The organism is Vibrio sp. 10N.247.310.23, from assembly GCF_041467155.1.
Taxonomy (GTDB): Bacteria; Pseudomonadota; Gammaproteobacteria; order Enterobacterales; family Vibrionaceae; genus Vibrio; species Vibrio crassostreae_C.
Map to the genome: position 1 here is coordinate 97,022 of NZ_JBFSTZ010000016.1, position 17,869 is coordinate 114,890.

The following is a 17,869-nucleotide window of genomic DNA, read 5'->3' on the forward strand; positions in this document are numbered from 1 at the left end:
TGTGGTCGCTGCTAATGCGATCTACGAATGCTGCTGAGGTAACAGATACTGAGTTAAATCAGTGGTTGGGAAACCAACCAACGGTAACTTTTGTTGTCTTGGCCAACCATTATCCTTACTCATTCATCGATGATGATGGGCAGGTTTCTGGGATCATCAAAGATTGGACATTAGATCTTGAACAGCGTTTTGGTGTTCATGTTCGGTTTGTCACAGTTAACTCGCGTGTCGAGGCTAAAGCCGCGTTAGTCGACGGGCGAGGCGATGTATTTCCATTCCAACAGTTCGACCCAAGTGAAGGTGGCCGTTTTCTTGCGAGTGCTCCCTATATTCCTTATCAGGTCGCAGTGATTGTTCCCATCGACAACAAACTCGATGGAAACCTAGATCAAAATAATAAACGCCGTATTGCGATGGTTAATGAAAATATCGATTTGGAGCGAGCTGGTGTCAAATTGAGTTCTATTGAGCGAGTGGATTTTGATAACGTTATTGATGCAGTACGTGCGTTAGGGGCCGGGGATGTCGAAGGCATGGTCGGTGAACCTATCACCACTATGGATCTTGCGGAAAAGATTGGCGTTCATGATTTAGCGGTAAATTATGTTCTGGAGCATTGGAAAAGGTTTGAAGCATCAATGGTGATTCGAACCGATGAACCAGAACTGCTGACGCTAATCAACAAACAGATTGAAACCTTCGACGTTGATAACAAGAACCAGATTTTATCGAAGTGGCTAGACAGTTCCCCCTATCGAGTGCCGCTAAAAGGCGTGTTTGGCTTTGGTAACCCTCCGTATATTTACCCAGACAGCACCGCAGTCGGGCTAGAGCACGACATTCTTCAGCGTGCACTGAATGACATGGGATATAAACTAGGTGACGTTGTCACACTTCCACCTAGCGCCGCTAAAAAAGCCATCGATAACAATAATTCTATAGCCTTTGTTTCTGGTGTTCAGTTTGATGATCCTAATGCGCACTTTTTAAGTGATAACGTTCTTAATATTGAGTTTGTTCCTGTTTCACTAACTCGCCGCAAACTCCAACTTCAATCCCAAAAAGACCTATCATTAGGGGCGTTATTGTTCGACGAAACATCCTCAATTAAAAACTCTGTTGAAGTTCTGAAGAGTAAGTTAGACATTGATCGTGTTGAAGATTACGAAGATCTTGAGTCAGCATTCTCGCAGTTGAGGGCTCAAAATGTTGACCTGCTAATGGTTGAACGAAGAGTGCTAGAGTGGTTTATCACCAATACTCGTTTTATTGAAATGGCAGAGCTAACGCTACATGACGAGTATAAAGTTGAGTATCCGATCTATGTGGACTTTAAGAGTGAAGAAATCAGAGATAGCTTCAATGCCGCAATTAAAAGGCTTAAACAGGAGGATGACGGCTTAAACCAAATTATCGAGATGCAGGTTCAGAGTGATTTAAGCCTAGTCCTTAAAAAAGCGAATATTATCGCGCAAATATCTGCGTATTTTATCGTCAACGACCGCTTTGAAGAGTTGACGGACGTGTTTGAAATTTTCGACACGGACAGTTCTTTTCAGGTGATCACCGCACAAGCGGATAACAATAGTCGCCCGATCAAATCTTGGTACATAGGCAACCTAGTTGATCAATATGGAGAGAAGAAAAATACCTCTCACTTTTCATCAGTCACCAAGGTGGCGAATTATAGGACCAAGGGAGGGAGTATCAACTCTGGTTCGATGACTTTCTACTTTGATGTTAATTCGTTAGTACGGAACCATGTTTATTTTCCATCTGTCGAACAATTTAGTTCATTCGGAGATGCGGCGAAACGCTATATTACGGATGTTTATCAAGCGAGTAACTTGACTGGAGAGATCCTAAATCTAAGCCAAAAAGAGAGGGCGTGGATTAAAGATAATCCGGATGTACGTATAGGTATCGATCCGAATTCGTTACCTTATGAAGCGGTATCCAATACCGGTGAATACATCGGGATGATTGATGATTATCTAACGCTGATTGAACAAAAAACAGGGCTAAGTATTCAGCATGTTGATGTGGCGAATTGGTCTGAGACCCGAAGCTTGGTTGATCATCATGAAGTGGAACTGGTCTCAGCAGCTCAAGAGAATCGTTCGTTAGGAGATAACGTCAAAGCAGCTAAAAGCTTGTTTTCAAGTCGTTTGGCCATTGCATCGAGAAGAGACGTTAGTAGCTTGGTACTTGAAGAAGCTGATGGTTGGAAAATCGGTATATTGAAGAATGCGGCAAATACTAACGCGATTTTAGATAAGTACCCGAACGTTGAGTGGGTAGAGGTAGAATCCACGGCCGATGGGCTCAACCGATTGGATGATAAAACCTTAGACGGCATGGTCGACACTGTTGATGTCCTCAATTACCTCATTGATTCATTTGGTCATCGAGGGGTTGGTATCATCGGCCGGTTAGACTTCTTCCTGTCGCCAACTCTGCATGTCATCAAATCTGAACCTTTGCTTTATTCGATTGTGAATAAGGCGATTGAGAGTATTTCTGCTGAAGAACATCAAAAGATATCGGCGAAGTGGGCGGCGCCCAAAGCGATAGAAAGAGTTGATTATCAATTGGTTTACACTATTTCGGTTTTTTCTCTGGTGATCCTTCTTCTTATTATTTTCTGGAATCGTAAATTAGCGAAGCAGATCAGTATTGCTAAGGAAGCGACCGAAGCTCTGGAAAAGGCGCAGAACCAACTCTACAACATGCTAAATAGCTCTCCAATTGCAGCTAGTGTGGTATTTGAAGAAGAGGTTCGTTACGCGAACGATACGGCAAAACGTTTGTTTGGCGTGGAAGATCAGGCGTTGTCTTCTATCGACGTTGCCGCTATCCATGACTCGCTGAGCGTTCGTGATGGCGTGCATGAAGAGCTCGACCTTAACGGTAAAGTTGAAAATAGGGAGTTAGTACTCAGAAAGTCTGATGGAACCCGATTTGTTGCTTTGGTCAGTTACTATCTTTTTGAGATTGATGGGGAAGTCGCCACACTATTTTGGGCATTCGATATTTCAGAAATGAAGCGCCTTAACGAACAATTGGAAGAAGAAAAACAGAGAGCCGATTTGGCGAGCCAAGCTAAATCGGAATTTTTAGCTAATATGAGCCATGAGATAAGAACCCCAATGAATGCCATTATTGGCTTGTCTTATCTGGCGATTGGCGAAATATCTAATCCTGTCGCTCGAAATTATATTGAGAAAGTGCACCGTTCTGGCCATTCGTTACTCGGTATCATCAATGACATCCTTGATTTCTCAAAGATAGAAGCTGGACAACTTGTTATTGATAACGTCCCGTTTGATCCCGTAACGACCTTTAAAGATGTGATTGAGCTGATGGAGTCGAAAGCGGCTGAGAAGCAGCTCAATTTGTCGATGGTCATAGACTCTGAGTTAGACACGCCATTGCAAGGCGATCCATTGAGGTTGTTCCAAGTCATACTCAACCTTGTGGGTAACGCGATTAAGTTTACGGAAAAAGGCAGCGTAGCGTTAACGGTGGAGCATGTTGACTCGAACGATAGCAGTCTAACCATGAAGGTGAGTGTGATGGATACCGGGATAGGCATCTCGGATGGGAACCGTCACAAGCTGTTTGAAGCCTTTAGCCAAGCGGATACCACAACGACACGTCGGTTTGGCGGTACAGGGCTTGGACTCAACATTAGCCAGAAATTAGTGCATGCGATGGGCAGTCAAATTACGGTGGAGAGTGTTTACGGGCAAGGCAGTGAGTTCTCCTTTGTACTGACATTGCCACGATCAAGCTCGGATGCGTTAGCCGACTTCAAAGCCCAAGAACTGCAACTGGATTACCAGATAGAGTTCAAAGGCCAAAGAGTGTTATTGGTTGAAGACAATGAGCTGAACCAAGATCTAGCCTTAGCATTTTTCAGTCGCTCTAAATTAAATGCCGATCTTGCTGAAAACGGAAAGGAAGCGCTGGAGTTAGCTAAAAACAACGACTACGAAATAATCTTCATGGATCTTCAAATGCCGATTATGGACGGCTTTGAAGCTACCCGTTTGATTCGTGAATTCGATATAGATGTACCGATTATTGCAATGTCAGCCAATGTTTTTGCTGATGCGAAACAACGAGCGAGGGAAGCGGGTGTCACGGACTTCTTAGACAAGCCTATTGTTATTGATAAAGCGATGTCTCTGATTACTCGATACATTGTTCCTGAGGTATTAGTTGAAGGTAGAACGCATTCAGATGCGATACAGACAGGTGATTCTGATGAGAGTGCGGAATTACACTCTGATACTCACATAAAACCGCCTGTTTTCTCTCAGTCGAGGTTTGAGCAACTGACTTATCATGATGTGAAACTGCAAGCCAAAATGCTTGATAGGTTCTGCAAAGGATCACCAGACATGATGTCGGATGCTTTTGATAGCTTAGTACAAGGCGAATGGGAGACGTTAGAGCGTAATCTACATACCTTAAAAAGCATGGCAGCTTCGATTGGTGGGTTGCGATTGGCAGAGTTACTCAGTGATTTAGAAAGCAAAGCTCATAACAAGGCGTGTGATGAAGAGGATCTTAAACAAGGTGAGCTTGGGTTAATTGAACTGATTAAAGCAGTTGAGATCAGCTTTGATGTGCCTGGTGCCAAAGGATCTAATACGACAAGTTCTGAAGTAGCCGATGTGAGTCTTGCTGATACCTCTGACTCACCGAGCATCACGTCAGAACAGCATGCTCAGTTGCTATCACTGCTGGATGCGTATGATAACGATGCAACTCAATATGTGACTGAGTTACTGGCACAGTATCCACATTCTGTTGTTCTTAAAGATGTTCAAAGTGCGTTAGATAATTATGACTTTGAACGAGCCAAAGAGGGGCTTGGCGCTTCTGAGTAGTTGTCTTTTATAAATATCACTTCAACATTAAAGCCTTTAGCTCTTACAGCGAAATAACGCGCTAGCTAAAGGCTTTAAATCTATCTATACCGAACTAACGACTCACGTTCTGTTTGATTAGCTCAACAACCGTATCGTATCGGTGCGGCAGTTTTCGGTTTCGTTTTTGAACCAGATACAACGTTTCCTCTACTTCTACCTTTGGCGGCACAACGTGTAGCTTGTCTCTATCTGGGAAGTGTTCAACCGCGCCAGCCGGTAATACGGTAAAACCTAATCCTTTTGATACGGGTAGCAAGATCTGGTGAAGCTGATTGATGTAGCCAGATCTTGGTATCTCATTAACGTTGATGTTCGCTAAGTCTTTATCTCCGCAAAGGTCGAAATACAAAGACAGATAGTGTGCAGAATCTGGGTGGGCAATCAGGCCAATGTCATTCAATACTTGCGGCGTTATCTCTAAATTAGCAAGGCTGTGGTGAACAATAAGACACAGTGCTTCTTTGCCGATGACTTGGCTTTGGTAGTAGCTGTCGTTCGGGGAATGCCTAACAATGCCGATATCGGTAGTGCCTTCGCTTAGGTCATTCAATATCTTTTTGTTTGGAGCGGCTTCTAAGTTAATGCTGAGCTCTTGGTGTTGCTGTTGAAGTTCAAGAAGCTTGGGATACAGACGCAAAGAGAGTGAGCCAGAGCAAGACAAGTGACATTGCCCAGCATAAGGGTTATCAAAACTCAGAGACTCAAAAAGATCTTCTTGGTCTTTCTCTAGTTTGATCGCATAGCGATACATAATCCGACCCTGTTCGGTCAGTTCGAAGCTCTTGTTTTCTCGAGATAGCAGGTCACAATTACAAGCTTGTTCAAGCTTCTTGATGTGTTGGCTGACTCCAGGTTGTGTCATATACAACTTTTCTGCCGTTTGGGTGAAATGGCCAACTTCAACCAGAGTCTTAAATGTATTGAGCCAAAGTGGATTAATCATACTCACCTTCAAATACTAAAGCCTATAAATAACAAAGCCAATAAATAACAGAAAATTATTATTATCTTAAGTAATGATAATTTCAACTCTAGCGTCTTAAGTAACGCTAATCAAAGTCATGTGGTGGTAGCACTTTATATTGGCCGCTTTGTAGAGTTGCTATGAGTAACAAAGTGTTGCGACTTTGTTGAATTTTTGGTCTATTGACCAACTGTGCTCATATTTAGGAACGAAGATGAATAGAAATGTTTGGCTGCTCTCACTGTGTCAGGCCTTGTTGATGACGGGTAACATATTACTGATCTCTGTGATTGGTTTGATCGGTAAGCAGATTGCACCCAGTGTCAGCATGATCACCTTGCCGGTTGCACTGCAGTTTTTGGGTTTAATGGCAGCCACTATTCCAGCATCTTTAATTTCAGGCAAGTTAGGGAGAAAGCGAGGATTTAGCATTGGTAATGTGGTTGGCATTACAGGAGCTAGTCTTGCCACCTACGCACTGTCTCAACAACATTTCTATTTGTTTTGTTTCGCTACGTTCTTACTTGGGATAGGCATAGGTTTTGGCACGCTTTATCGTTTTGCTGCAATCGAGGTGTGTGATGAAAATGCCCGTCACCGAGCGATCTCTATCTCGATGGCTGGTGGCGTTTTAGCCGCGGTATTAGGACCAAATTTGGCGATTATGTCGCAACAGTGGTCGCAAGATGGCTTGTACATTGGTGCTTTTGCTTCTTTGATTGGATTGAACATTCTTGCGTTACTCATCTTACAAACAATTCAGTTTCCAAAAGTCTCTTTTAATAGTCAGGCACCTAAATCCGATCCTCTCAGTGTGATAGTAAAAGCGCCTAACTTTATTGGCGCAGTGTTTGCTGCCATGGTCGCTTATGCGGTGATGAATATCCTGATGACAGCAACGCCATTGGCAATGATTGGTTGTGGCTTTGACTTTACCAAAGCAGCGGGCGTCATTGAGTGGCACGTATTGGGGATGTTTGTTCCTGCATTCTTTACTGGTTCACTTATCGAGAAGTTTGGCTCAAGAATGATGATCTTGGCAGGCGGGGTTCTGTTCGTCGTCTGTATCGCGATTAACATTCATGGCGAATCTATCTGGCACTTCAGAGCGGCTCTAGTTGTGCTTGGTGTCGGTTGGAACTTTATGTTTATCGCGGCAACAGGTTTGTTTAGTCAGTCCTACCAATCGCAGAATAAAGCTAAGGCACAAGCGTTTAATGAATTTATTGTCTTTGGCTGTGTGACGATTACCGCCATGCTCTCTGGCTGGCTAGAATCGACAGCAGGGTGGCAGAACCTCAATATCTACGTATTACCATTCGTGTTAGCTGTTATCTTGCTGTTCGCATTCAGTGCTCGTAAATCGCGTATTCAAAAGCAGCCTGTGTAATGGCTCATCGAATGGTGGTTCAGTAAATTTGTTACTGTGATTAAAACCCTAGTATCTCGAACTGCGACCAATAAAAAGCCCTACCAAATCGGTAGGGCCTTTGCTTACGGCTTAAATAATAACGTTTTCTTAAAACTGCTGTCGTGGCTTATATCCTGTGACAACAGTACTTAAGCTTGTGTTGCAAATACGCATGACAGAGCCAGCGATGATTTACAGGTCGACCAAAATTGTCTTAGTGGTAATCCCACCTTGGTCATCGATTATCTTCAGTGTCACCTCGTGCTTTCCGTATGAAGGGAAGATTGACGTGAATGTGCGACCTCGTTTCACCTTTCCGTTTGGAAGTGTCCACTCGGTATCAACAATACGACCATCGCTGTCTGAACTTGTAGACCACATGGTTACCCAGCGGCCCAAGTGAATGTACTTCGCGCTCGCTTCTGGAAGGGCGTTTGGAGATTCAACACTCACTACGGAGCTAAATGAAGCGGTAGCGCCTTTGTCGTCGACAACAGTCAAGTTCACCGTGTATTCGCCCGCTTGCTCGTAAGACCAAGTTGGTGCCACTTCGTTACTTGTTGTGCCGTTCCCAAAGTCCCATAGGTAACGGGCGATCTCACCGTCTTGGTCTGAGCTGAAGTTGTTTGCAGAAACAGTCAGACCAGTCACATTAAGCTCGAAGTTCGCAGTAGGAACGATGTTGTGTTGGCTTACTTTAGATAAGCGAACCACACCGTATTCGTTGTTATCACTCTGATTCACAATATCGACCGCTAAACCAAACTCCGTCAGGATGCGTCCTGAATCTGGTGCTTGAGGCGATGTGTAATCTTGGTCATCCGAGAAGCTAGCATTGCCAACCAAACTGGTATCTTCGAGTACATCATTGTCGCTGTTTACAAGACGCATTGGAGTATGATCTTTGAGTGAGAACGCAGCGTCTCGAACTTGGTAGCGTGTTTGAGCCACTTCACCAGAGTTTGCCCACACCATGGCATTTTGGTCTGCATCAACCACGCCTAACCAACCTTCACCAGGGTGTTTACCTACCCAGTTGTCGGTTAGTGATTCGTCGACGTACCAAATGATCAAGCCTGGGTCGAATGACATCAGTTGTCCCATGCGTTTGATGTTCGCTAGGCCTTCATCAACATTCATGTGGCTGCGCCACTGCAATAGATAGTAGTGCTGCGCTTGATGGAATCCATTACTCAGCTTGTAACCATTAAGGGCGAAGGTGGAGTTGCTTTCACCATCGTCTATTGAGGTCACTTCACCATCGACAACCACAGCAAGGTTATCTAAATAGAAGCCTTCCATTGCTAAGCCGCCATCGGTGATGTACTCAAATGAAAGTTCAACTTCTTGTCCTGCCCATTGTGAAACGTCGAACTCAGCGTTAACCCATCCGCCAGATTCGCCGCCAATAGCAGGAACGAGGCCCGTGTTGTATGGGTCGTCCATTGAGGTAATGTTGCCTGCAATGGCTTGTCCGTTGATTAGCACGCGCGCAAAGTCGTAGTCTTTTTCAATCTCATACCAAGTTTTGAAAGACAGCAGTGCAGAATCACCCGCTGGGATCATCAACTTGCGAGTCATACTGTTTTTCAGATCATCGCCTTTTTGAGAGTGGAATGAATACTCGCCCTCAAAGGGTTTCAGACTTTCAATCTGCTTTTCAGGAAGATCCACTTTGATCATGTTAGGACGACTGTTATCCGTTGTTTGGAACAGCGTATACACTTGTGGATTGTCTCCTAGGTCATCAATCGAGAGCTGATCATCGTTAACCCAACGTCCGCCAATCGATTTCTGTAGGAAGTGTTTTGCCCAAGAGCTGAATGCCGTTGGTTGTGTACCACCAATTTGACCAGCCCAACTGCCCGAAGACATGATTGACCAGTAAGAAACCGGTTCGCCTTTGCCTGTGTATTGCGTGTCGTACTCGTCTGGTAAGCCTAAATCATGGCCATATTCGTGGGCACAAACACCCGCAGCCGCATCAATCGGTTGAATGGTGTAATCGAACGCTGCATATTGGCCACCAAAGCGATCTGGAAGCGAGCTAGAGGTGCTTTCAAGTACATGAATGCGACCAAGGTTGAATCGGTGAGACCAAATCGCATCAGGGCCTAACACGCCACCACCGGCTTCTTCGCCTACCGATGCATGAAACACCATCAGGTGATCAATCACACCATCGGGTTCGCGGAAATTTCCGTCACCGTCGTAATCGTAACGATCTTCGATGTCGTAATCGGCAAGGTTGATACTCGGATCTTGAGCCAGTTGATTCAGCGCTTCACGAACCAGTTCTTGGGCGTTTAGGTCGTTGTCGGTGGTAGGGGAGTTGCCACCATAGAATGACGCAGGCTTAGAGGCGCGATACCAACCTGCCGCTTGACCTGAAACGCTGTAACTGTCGCCTGATTCGCTTTGGTAATATTGGCGCATCGAGATTAGGTTTTCGCCATTTGGCCCTGTGTAGCCAGAATTTGAAAACAACAACTCTTGATAATGTTCAGGGTTGTAGCTCTCGTAGAGCATCTGCGTGTGCTCTTCGGTCAACTTGTTGTCATCCCAGTTCAAATCAGGGAAATCGACCAACAGAGCGAGCACTTTGTCGGTACGTTTAGTGCCGACTTCTAAAGCAAAGACGCTGGCCTTTTTAACGCCAGATCCTTTCTCAATGGCTTTGAGTATTTTCGCTCGTTGTTCAAGTGCTTTTTTACCGAATTGAGCATCGCCTTTGAAACCGGAATTGATCTTATTTTTTAAGTAACGGTCAAGCGCATCGCGCTTTGCCGCATCGGTTGCATCTTGGTCGACTAAGCCTTGTCTAACTAGCATTTCAATGAGTTTGTCTTCATTAACTACGCCTAAATCAATAGGTGTTTTTGCATAACCACTGACGCTAAATAGAGTAAGCATTGCTGAAGCCAACAATGTTTTTCTCATCATTTTCATTATATTTCCTTTTTGTATTTCCATGTCGATATCAGTATCAACTTGCCTTATTCAGATCTGTTGTCCGAGTTTGGCCTAATACACTCTTGTGGTGCCTTATTTAACTGACGTGTGTTTGTTGTATGTTTTTTACTTTCTATCTCTTTTGTATTGGTTGTCTCTTTTTTATTTTTTGAATCAAACGGGGTGCTCTTCACTTTTTTAGCGTTGAGATAGATACGCAAAGCTTCTTGATTTTCCTCATAGGTTAAGCCTGAACAGATAACACCTCGTTTAATCAATGACTTCAGTAATAGTTCGTCGTTCTCAATAGTGGAAGCCTGTGACAGTGAGGAAAAAATTAGAACCATTAAAGCCATTGTTTTGTGTGACATTATTATATCAAGCCATCAGTTTTGATTATGTAACAAAATATATTTATAAAATTTACCAATCAAATGGATAATTATTACAATTAATTATTCGTTCCGGTTTCAACATTTAGAGTTAATATAAAATAAGGAGTGTTATTTATTCTATTGTCAGTTATTTAATGGGTTTTGTTGAATGAATAGTTGATAGTTTGGATGTTTAATAACATTGATTAGGTCGTGGTTATTATTCTGGAGGGCGCTTTATACAAGGCGTTGGGTTCTAACTAATAAGATAATTTTTTATTATCGGTGTTTTAAAATACGCATGTAATAACTGAGTCATTAGTAAATACCCATGCTCAAATTATTTTTACTCAAAATATCAATAATTAGGGTATTGAGAGTAACTTTCAGTGTTTCAATGACGTGAAATTTAACAATAGCAGAGCTGGTCGGGTTGTCACCGCCTGCTTGCTTAAAGCGAGTGAAACGGCTGAGAGAAGAGGGCGTGATTGTCGGTGGTGTGTCCATCATTAATCCAGAACTGACCGGCAGTAAGATGACTTTGGTTGTGTCCGTGGAAATGGAGCGTGATCGAGGGGATATTTACCAAATCTTTCGCCATTCTATTTCAAAGGCAGAAGAGGTCACGCAGTGCTATCAGATATTAGGCAGCTTTGATTTCATGTTGATTGTGACGGTCAAAGATATTCAAGCCTACGAAGACTTTGTGGAGCGAGTACTACGCAAAGATCTGAATATTCGTAAATTCCATACCTCTGTCTCAGTGAGAACCGTGAAATTTACCACTGCCGTAAACTTAGATGAGTCGTGACTGTTGGCATGAGAAGATAGTGAAGTTATTAGCTTTGTGAGGTACTTAGCTAATATTTGTATAAATAGCAGGCATTTACACAAAATGTGACGTTCACATTTTGTCATAACTTTAATAATTGTATATATTCCTCGCCTAAAATAATAATTAACCTAAATTAATATAATGACTGTCAGCTCATCTACTCAATCTCGTGAAACGCTTCTCAGCGAAAACGAACAACTTGTCTCTACCACTGATTTAAAAGGCGTGATTACGTACAGTAATGATGCTTTTTGTCGCATAGCGGAATACAGCCAACAAGAATTGCTAGGGCAACACCACAATATCGTAAGGCATAACGATATGCCGAAAGCCGCTTTTGCTGATATGTGGGTTAACCTAAAGCAAGGTAAAGCTTGGCGTGGCATCGTAAAAAACAAAACCAAATCTGGTGGGTTTTACTGGGTCGATGCTTATGTAACTCCAATTTACGACAATGGTAAGGTGAGTGGCTACCAATCTGTTCGTGTTAAGCCAAAGAATGAATGGATACAAGTTGCAGATAAGGCTTACCAAGGCCTCTTGAAGGCTGAAAAGTCGGGTCGCCAATGGTCATTAAAGATCAGTGACAGTGTTCGTTACGCCGTGTTGCTAGGCTCTTTGGCTGCGCCGTTAATTTCAAATCTCATTGAAGTAGGGCAAGTATCACAATGGTTGTTGAGCCTACTTCCTGTTTCAGCATTAGCACTGCTTTTCCGACAAGAGCTGATTGATACTCCACTGCAGTTGAAAAAGCTGCAATCTAAATTCGATAGTGTTAGTCGTCTTGTTTATTCAGGTAATAGTCAGTTCTCTATTGCCGATTTTCACTTAAAACTATTGTCTGCAAGAATCCACACCGTATTAGGTCGCATGACAGACTCTGCCAAGCCGTTACAAGATTTGGCTGACAACCTAAATGCGACGTCATTTGAAGTATCAGAAGCCTTAGATCAACAAACAAAAGACATTCTTCAAGTACGAGAGGCGACTGAAGAGGTTGAAGTCACCGCCAATGAGGTCTCTTCTCGCACAGAAGAAGCGCACCAGATTGTTGATGTGACTTTGCAAACCTGTGCTGGCGCTAAAGAAAGCATTAATCAAACTCATCAAAACTTAGAGAGCCTAGCTTCTCAGGCCGAAAAGGCGACTCAAACGACTTACCAACTGAGCGACCAAGCGCAGAGCGTAAGCAAGATAATGGAAGAGATTGGTGGAATCGCCGAACAAACCAACTTGTTGGCCCTGAACGCTGCGATTGAAGCGGCGAGAGCGGGCGAGCAAGGACGAGGCTTTGCCGTTGTTGCCGACGAAGTCCGTGCATTGTCGGGTCGAACCTCAAAGGCTACGGTTCAGATCAAAGAGAGCATCGATACCATGCTAACGACGATTGAAGGGTGGCAAAAAGATATTCTGGCGAACCGTGAGCAAACGGACGCATGTGGTGATGTTGCGAAGGTGAGTGCAGAGCGCTTGTCGGAAGTCGAAAACCTAATGCAATCCATGAATGAACTCATGCAGTCTGTTGAAAGTTCTGCTCATAAGCAACGTGAGCTGTCGAGTGAAGTCAATCTGCATATGCAGTCTATCGCCTCGACCGCAGAACAAAACTTAGTGGCAACGCATTCTGTGAAAGACCACTCCACAGAGCTAAAAGAACAAGTCAATGAGTTCTACCAACTGGCAAAGCGTTTCGAAGAAAATAGCCGTTAGATTTAATCCGAATGAGAGAAAAGACAAAAAAAGCCCCGTATTTTCATGCGGGGCTTTCTGTATGCATCAACCCATTGAAGGGCGAGACAATGTATTCAAGATTAAGCTAGAAGCTCTTTCGCTGTGTTTACTACGTTTTCAGTAGTGAAACCGAACATCTTGAATAGCTCACCTGCAGGTGCAGACTCGCCGAACGTTGTCATACCGATGATCTTGCCACCGAAACCAACGTACTTGTACCAGAAGTCAGCGATGCCAGCTTCTACAGCGATACGTGCCGTTACGTCAGATGGAAGTACAGACTCACGGTACTGCGCGTCTTGTTTGTCGAACGCATCAGTAGCAGGCATAGAAACTACGCGTACTTTCTTACCTTCAGCCGTTAGCTCAGCAGCAGCGTTAACCGCTAGCTCAACTTCAGAACCCGTTGCGATAAGGATAAGCTCTGGCTTGCCTTCACAATCTTTCAGGATGTAACCACCCTTAGCGATGTTTGCTACTTGCTCAGCGTCACGATCTTGTTGTGCAAGGTTTTGACGAGAGAAGATAAGTGCAGAAGGACCATCTTTACGCTCGATTGCTAGTTTCCAAGCAACAGCAGACTCAACTTGGTCACATGGGCGCCATGTGCTCATGTTTGGAGTTAGACGTAGAGAAGCGATTTGCTCAACTGGTTGGTGAGTTGGACCATCTTCGCCAAGACCGATAGAGTCATGCGTGTAAACTTGGATGTTCTGAGTTTTCATCAGAGCAGCCATACGCATAGCGTTACGCGCGTATTCCATGAACATTAGGAACGTTGCGCCGTATGGTACGAAACCACCGTGTAGAGCGATACCGTTCATGATAGCCGTCATACCGAATTCACGTACACCGTAATGGATGTAGTTACCAGAGAAGTCGTTCGCTTCAAGAGACTTAGAACCAGACCACATAGTTAGGTTAGAAGGCGCAAGGTCAGCAGAGCCGCCCATGAATTCTGGTAGCATAGCACCGAACGCTTCTAGAGCATTTTGAGATGCTTTACGTGATGCGATGTTTGCTGGGTTAGCTTGAAGATCAGCGATGATTGCCGATGCTTTCTCTTCCCACTCAGCTGGTAGGTCACCGTTTACGCGGCGTTTGAATTCAGCTGCCAGCTCAGGGTATGCTGCTTCATAAGCTGCAAGTTTCTCGTTCCACGCTGCTTCCTTAGCTGCGCCTGCTTCTTTCGCATCCCACTCTGAGTAAACTTCCGACGGAATTTCAAAAGGACCGTGCTCCCAACCTAATTCTTTACGTGTTGCTGCAATTTCTTCAGCGCCTAGTGGAGCACCGTGACAGTCGTGCGTACCTGCTTTGTTTGGAGAACCAAAGCCAATCACTGTTTTAGTACAGATTAGAGTAGGGCGAGGGTCTGCTTTAGCCGCTTCAATCGCTGCGTTGATAGCGTCAGAATCGTGACCATCTACCGCTGGGATTACGTGCCAGCCGTAAGCTTCGAAACGCTTAGGTGTATCGTCAGAGAACCAACCTTCAACTTCGCCATCGATAGAGATACCGTTGTCATCCCAGAAAGCAACCAGCTTACCAAGACCAAGCGTACCTGCTAGAGAACATGCTTCGTGAGAAATACCTTCCATCAGACAGCCATCACCCATGAATGCATAAGTGTAGTGGTCTACGATGTCGTGGCCTTCTTTGTTGAACTGTGCTGCTAGCGCTTTCTCTGCCATAGCCATACCAACAGCGTTAGTGATGCCTTGACCTAGAGGACCAGTCGTTGTTTCGATGCCTGGTGCGTAGCCGTACTCTGGGTGACCTGGAGTCTTAGAATGCAGTTGACGGAAGTTTTTAAGATCTTCAATTGAAAGCTCGTAACCTGCTAGGTGAAGCAGAGAGTAAATCAGCATTGAGCCGTGGCCGTTAGACAGAATAAAACGGTCGCGGTCAGCCCACTCTGGGTTTGCTGGGTTATGGTTTAGGTGAGAGCGCCAAAGTACTTCAGCGATGTCTGCCATACCCATAGGTGCGCCTGGGTGACCAGAGTTTGCTTGTTGTACGCCGTCCATGCTTAGAGCACGAATAGCGTTAGCTAGATGTTTGCGATTCATAAGAACTTCCGAATAAAAATTAAGAAAAACAAAATTGATAAAAGTAGGGGAACTGAACGTTCCCCTATTTGAATTTGGTAAGAGTGATTACAGCTTAGCTGCGATCATGTCTTCTAGTTTGCCTTGGTCAACGGCGAAGTTGCGGATGCCTTCAGCCAGTTTCTCAACAGCCATTGCATCTTGGTTGTGGTCCCATAGGAACTCAGCGTGAGTCATCGCTGCTGGACGCTCTTTAGTACCGTTAGAGTCGATAAGCTTCTCTACTACTTCGCCTTCTGCTGCTTCTAGGTCTGCTAGAAGTTGAGGAGCGATAGTTAGACGGTCACAACCAGCAAGTTCAAGGATCTCGCCGATGTTACGGAAGCTTGCGCCCATAACAACAGTTTTGTAGCCGTGGTCTTTGTAGTAGTTGTAGATATCTGAAACAGAGATTACGCCTGGATCTTCTGAAGCTTCGAAATCACGACCTTCTTTCGCTTTGTACCAGTCCATGATGCGACCAACGAAAGGAGAGATTAGGAATACGCCAGCTTCAGCACAAGCACGAGCTTGAGCGAAAGAGAATAGAAGCGTTAGGTTACAGTTGATGCCTTCTTTCTCTAGGATTTCAGCAGCACGGATGCCTTCCCAAGTAGAAGCCAGTTTGATTAGGATGCGGTCGTTAGTGATACCAGCGTCGTTGTACATTTTGATAAGTTGACGAGCTTTAGCAACGCTGCCTTCCATGTCGTAAGAAAGACGAGCATCGACTTCAGTAGAGATACGGCCAGGTACAACTTTTAGGATTTCTTTACCGATGTTCACGTTAAGCATGTCGCAAGTATCTTGAACTTGCTGTGCTTTATCACCGCTTTGCGCTTTTGCGTATTCGATAGAAGCATCGATTAGAGGAGCGTACTCAGCAATTTGAGCAGCTTTAAGAATTAGAGATGGGTTAGTTGTTGCATCTTCAGGAGTGTACTTGCTGATAGCTTCGATATCGCCAGTGTCAGCTACAACAGTTGTTAGTTTACGAAGTTGCTCTAATTTATTGCTCATTTTGATCATCCTATGTATCGCATAACACCTCGTTAATGGGAGAGGTGTGGGCATTTGCAAGCTAACTAATGAAGTTCTCAATGGTTGTACCAGTGAGCCAAACTTACATTAATTTAAATTTTTCTCCGAACGAACATTTGCACAGAACATTTGATCGCTCGATGAGTAAATGATGTAGCCATATTTATCCGATCTAGCCCCAAAGTCAACGGTAAATAGTGCTGTATGGTGACGTCAGTCAAATATATTTCGCTCTAGTAATCATGGGGTATGCAAGCAAACGTTTAACGAGCAAAGTGAGGTGAATTAATCAACAACAAAACCATGGTTATGGCTGTGAGCAAATGTTCCTTGTTGTTACATATGTTCAGGGTGTAAACTTGTGTATCACTTGCTTAAGCATCGAACATTTGATCTCTAAGCAGGTAAAATAATTGTTAAATATTGGTTGAGTGGTATATGAGTAAGAATATCCAAGATGTTTCCGAAGAAAACACTGATCTCCTCACTGAAGTCGCGGTTGCTTATTATCAAGATGGTGCCACGCAAGAAGAGATATCCAAAAAGTACTCTATCTCCCGTGCAAAGGTTGGTCGAATGCTCAAGCAAGCCCGAGATGAGGGCATTGTTGAGATCACCGTGAAATATCACCCCGTCTTTAGTGCGAAGATCGAGCAACGTTTGATCGAACGATTTGGTGTAAAGCGTGCGCTTGTGGCACTAGACCAACCAAATGAAGAGAAGCAGCGATTACAGGTTGCTGGTTTAGTGTCTAACTACCTTACCAGTACACTGAAAAACGGCATGGTAGTGACAGTAGGACAAGGGCGAAACGTATCGTCTGTTGCTCATCACACTGGCGTCATTACGCCACGAGACTGCAAATTCGTGTGTGGTATCGGCGGTATTCACCCAAGAGGCGGTATGTTTAATGCCGACCATATATGCAGGCAGTTAGCCAAAAAGTACGGTGGATCTTCTGAAACCTTATACGCGCCCGCTTATGCCGAGAATAAAGCGCAAAAAACCGCATTCATGGAAAACAGCACCGTTAAGCAGACCCTCGATCTCGCTCGAAAAGCCGATGTTGCATTAGTCGGTATCGGTGATATGAGTGAAAACAGCTATATGGTCGACTTAGGTTGGTTTACCGCAGGTGAGGTCGTTCAATCTCGTTTATTGCAAGGAGTCGTCGGTGACTTTGCGGGTTATGACTTTTTCGATGTTCACGGTAAAACAGCAAACACAGTAATGAGTGACCGTGTGATTGGTTTGGCCTTGGAAGAATTCCGCCCAATTGCAGAAGTCATTGCCATTGCAGCGGAGAACAGTAAGCCATTAGCTCTATTAGGCGCACTAAGGACCGGTGTGGTCGATGTGATAGCGACCAGCGTAAGTAATGCTTTGACGGTACTTAACTTGGACGAACAACTTAGCGTGAATAAACCAAACGGCAGTGAATAGTAAGATATTTATGCTTCGTTGAATTCACTATTTGAGTAATCATGGAAATTCCCCCTAATGAAACCAGTGCAATAAGGGGGATAACTAT

The 17,869-nt window shown here is 44.3% G+C and carries 9 protein-coding genes and 1 pseudogene; 5 read left to right on the top strand and 5 right to left on the bottom strand.

All coding sequences use genetic code 11. From position 1 onward, the window contains the following. The first annotated feature begins 14 nt into the window (after positions 1 to 14). Positions 15 to 4,898 (top strand): ATP-binding protein, encoded by a 4,884-nt coding sequence (locus AB6D93_RS13875; RefSeq protein ID WP_372050032.1) that lies wholly within the window; start codon positions 15 to 17, stop codon positions 4,896 to 4,898. A gap of 94 nt (positions 4,899 to 4,992) precedes the next feature. On the opposite strand, the gene AB6D93_RS13880 is transcribed toward AB6D93_RS13875, so the two are convergent. Continuing rightward, on the bottom strand, positions 4,993 to 5,883 hold the full coding sequence (locus AB6D93_RS13880; RefSeq protein ID WP_102333914.1) for a LysR family transcriptional regulator: 891 nt from the start codon (positions 5,881 to 5,883) through the stop codon (positions 4,993 to 4,995). A 235-nt stretch (positions 5,884 to 6,118) separates the two neighbouring features. Here AB6D93_RS13880 and AB6D93_RS13885 point away from each other — a divergent pair, with 235 nt between their 5' ends. Further along, positions 6,119 to 7,294, top strand: a complete 1,176-nt coding sequence (locus AB6D93_RS13885; protein ID WP_017061890.1) for an MFS transporter — start codon at positions 6,119 to 6,121, stop codon at positions 7,292 to 7,294. A gap of 213 nt (positions 7,295 to 7,507) precedes the next feature. On the opposite strand, the gene AB6D93_RS13890 is transcribed toward AB6D93_RS13885, so the two are convergent. Next, the gene (locus AB6D93_RS13890; protein WP_102333913.1) at positions 7,508 to 10,264 is read right to left on the bottom strand and encodes an immune inhibitor A domain-containing protein; all 2,757 of its coding nucleotides are present in this window, start codon (positions 10,262 to 10,264) and stop codon (positions 7,508 to 7,510) included. A 47-nt stretch (positions 10,265 to 10,311) separates the two neighbouring features. Then, positions 10,312 to 10,638, bottom strand: coding sequence for a hypothetical protein (locus AB6D93_RS13895; protein ID WP_102333912.1), 327 nt, complete (start codon positions 10,636 to 10,638; stop codon positions 10,312 to 10,314). A 409-nt stretch (positions 10,639 to 11,047) separates the two neighbouring features. Here AB6D93_RS13895 and AB6D93_RS13900 point away from each other — a divergent pair. Both AB6D93_RS13900 and AB6D93_RS13905 read left to right on the top strand, forming a co-directional pair. Beyond that, positions 11,048 to 11,452: pseudogene (locus AB6D93_RS13900) on the top strand (Lrp/AsnC family transcriptional regulator); the annotation flags it as partial. Between the two features lie 165 nt (positions 11,453 to 11,617). Continuing rightward, positions 11,618 to 13,186: a PAS domain-containing methyl-accepting chemotaxis protein gene (locus AB6D93_RS13905; RefSeq protein ID WP_102333911.1), complete on the top strand. Its 1,569-nt coding sequence runs from the start codon at positions 11,618 to 11,620 to the stop codon at positions 13,184 to 13,186. A 101-nt stretch (positions 13,187 to 13,287) separates the two neighbouring features. Here the strand turns inward: AB6D93_RS13905 and tkt are convergent, their stop codons facing one another. Both tkt and tal read right to left on the bottom strand, forming a co-directional pair. Then, positions 13,288 to 15,279, bottom strand: a complete 1,992-nt coding sequence (gene tkt, locus AB6D93_RS13910) for a transketolase (protein WP_009845572.1) — start codon at positions 15,277 to 15,279, stop codon at positions 13,288 to 13,290. Positions 15,280 to 15,366: 87 nt separating this feature from the next. After that, positions 15,367 to 16,317, bottom strand: a complete 951-nt coding sequence (gene tal, locus AB6D93_RS13915) for a transaldolase (protein WP_009845571.1) — start codon at positions 16,315 to 16,317, stop codon at positions 15,367 to 15,369. A 459-nt stretch (positions 16,318 to 16,776) separates the two neighbouring features. Between tal and AB6D93_RS13920 the strand changes: the two genes are divergently transcribed. Next, entirely contained in the window at positions 16,777 to 17,781 is a 1,005-nt protein-coding gene (locus tag AB6D93_RS13920) for a sugar-binding transcriptional regulator (RefSeq protein ID WP_017065721.1), read from the top strand. Positions 17,782 to 17,869: the final 88 nt, after the last annotated feature.

Excerpts from the sequence above, each read along its gene's own strand:
- AB6D93_RS13895 (WP_102333912.1), bottom strand. The coding sequence starts at position 10,638 with ATGTCACACAAAACAATGGCTTTAATGGTTCTAATTTTTTCCTCACTG.
- AB6D93_RS13875 (WP_372050032.1), top strand. The coding sequence starts at position 15 with ATGCGATCTACGAATGCTGCTGAGGTAACAGATACTGAGTTAAATCAG.
- AB6D93_RS13880 (WP_102333914.1), bottom strand. The coding sequence starts at position 5,883 with ATGATTAATCCACTTTGGCTCAATACATTTAAGACTCTGGTTGAAGTT.
- tkt (WP_009845572.1), bottom strand. The coding sequence starts at position 15,279 with ATGAATCGCAAACATCTAGCTAACGCTATTCGTGCTCTAAGCATGGAC.
- AB6D93_RS13920 (WP_017065721.1), top strand. The coding sequence starts at position 16,777 with ATGAGTAAGAATATCCAAGATGTTTCCGAAGAAAACACTGATCTCCTC.
- AB6D93_RS13890 (WP_102333913.1), bottom strand. The coding sequence starts at position 10,264 with ATGAAAATGATGAGAAAAACATTGTTGGCTTCAGCAATGCTTACTCTA.
- tal (WP_009845571.1), bottom strand. The coding sequence starts at position 16,317 with ATGAGCAATAAATTAGAGCAACTTCGTAAACTAACAACTGTTGTAGCT.
- AB6D93_RS13885 (WP_017061890.1), top strand. The coding sequence starts at position 6,119 with ATGAATAGAAATGTTTGGCTGCTCTCACTGTGTCAGGCCTTGTTGATG.
- AB6D93_RS13905 (WP_102333911.1), top strand. The coding sequence starts at position 11,618 with ATGACTGTCAGCTCATCTACTCAATCTCGTGAAACGCTTCTCAGCGAA.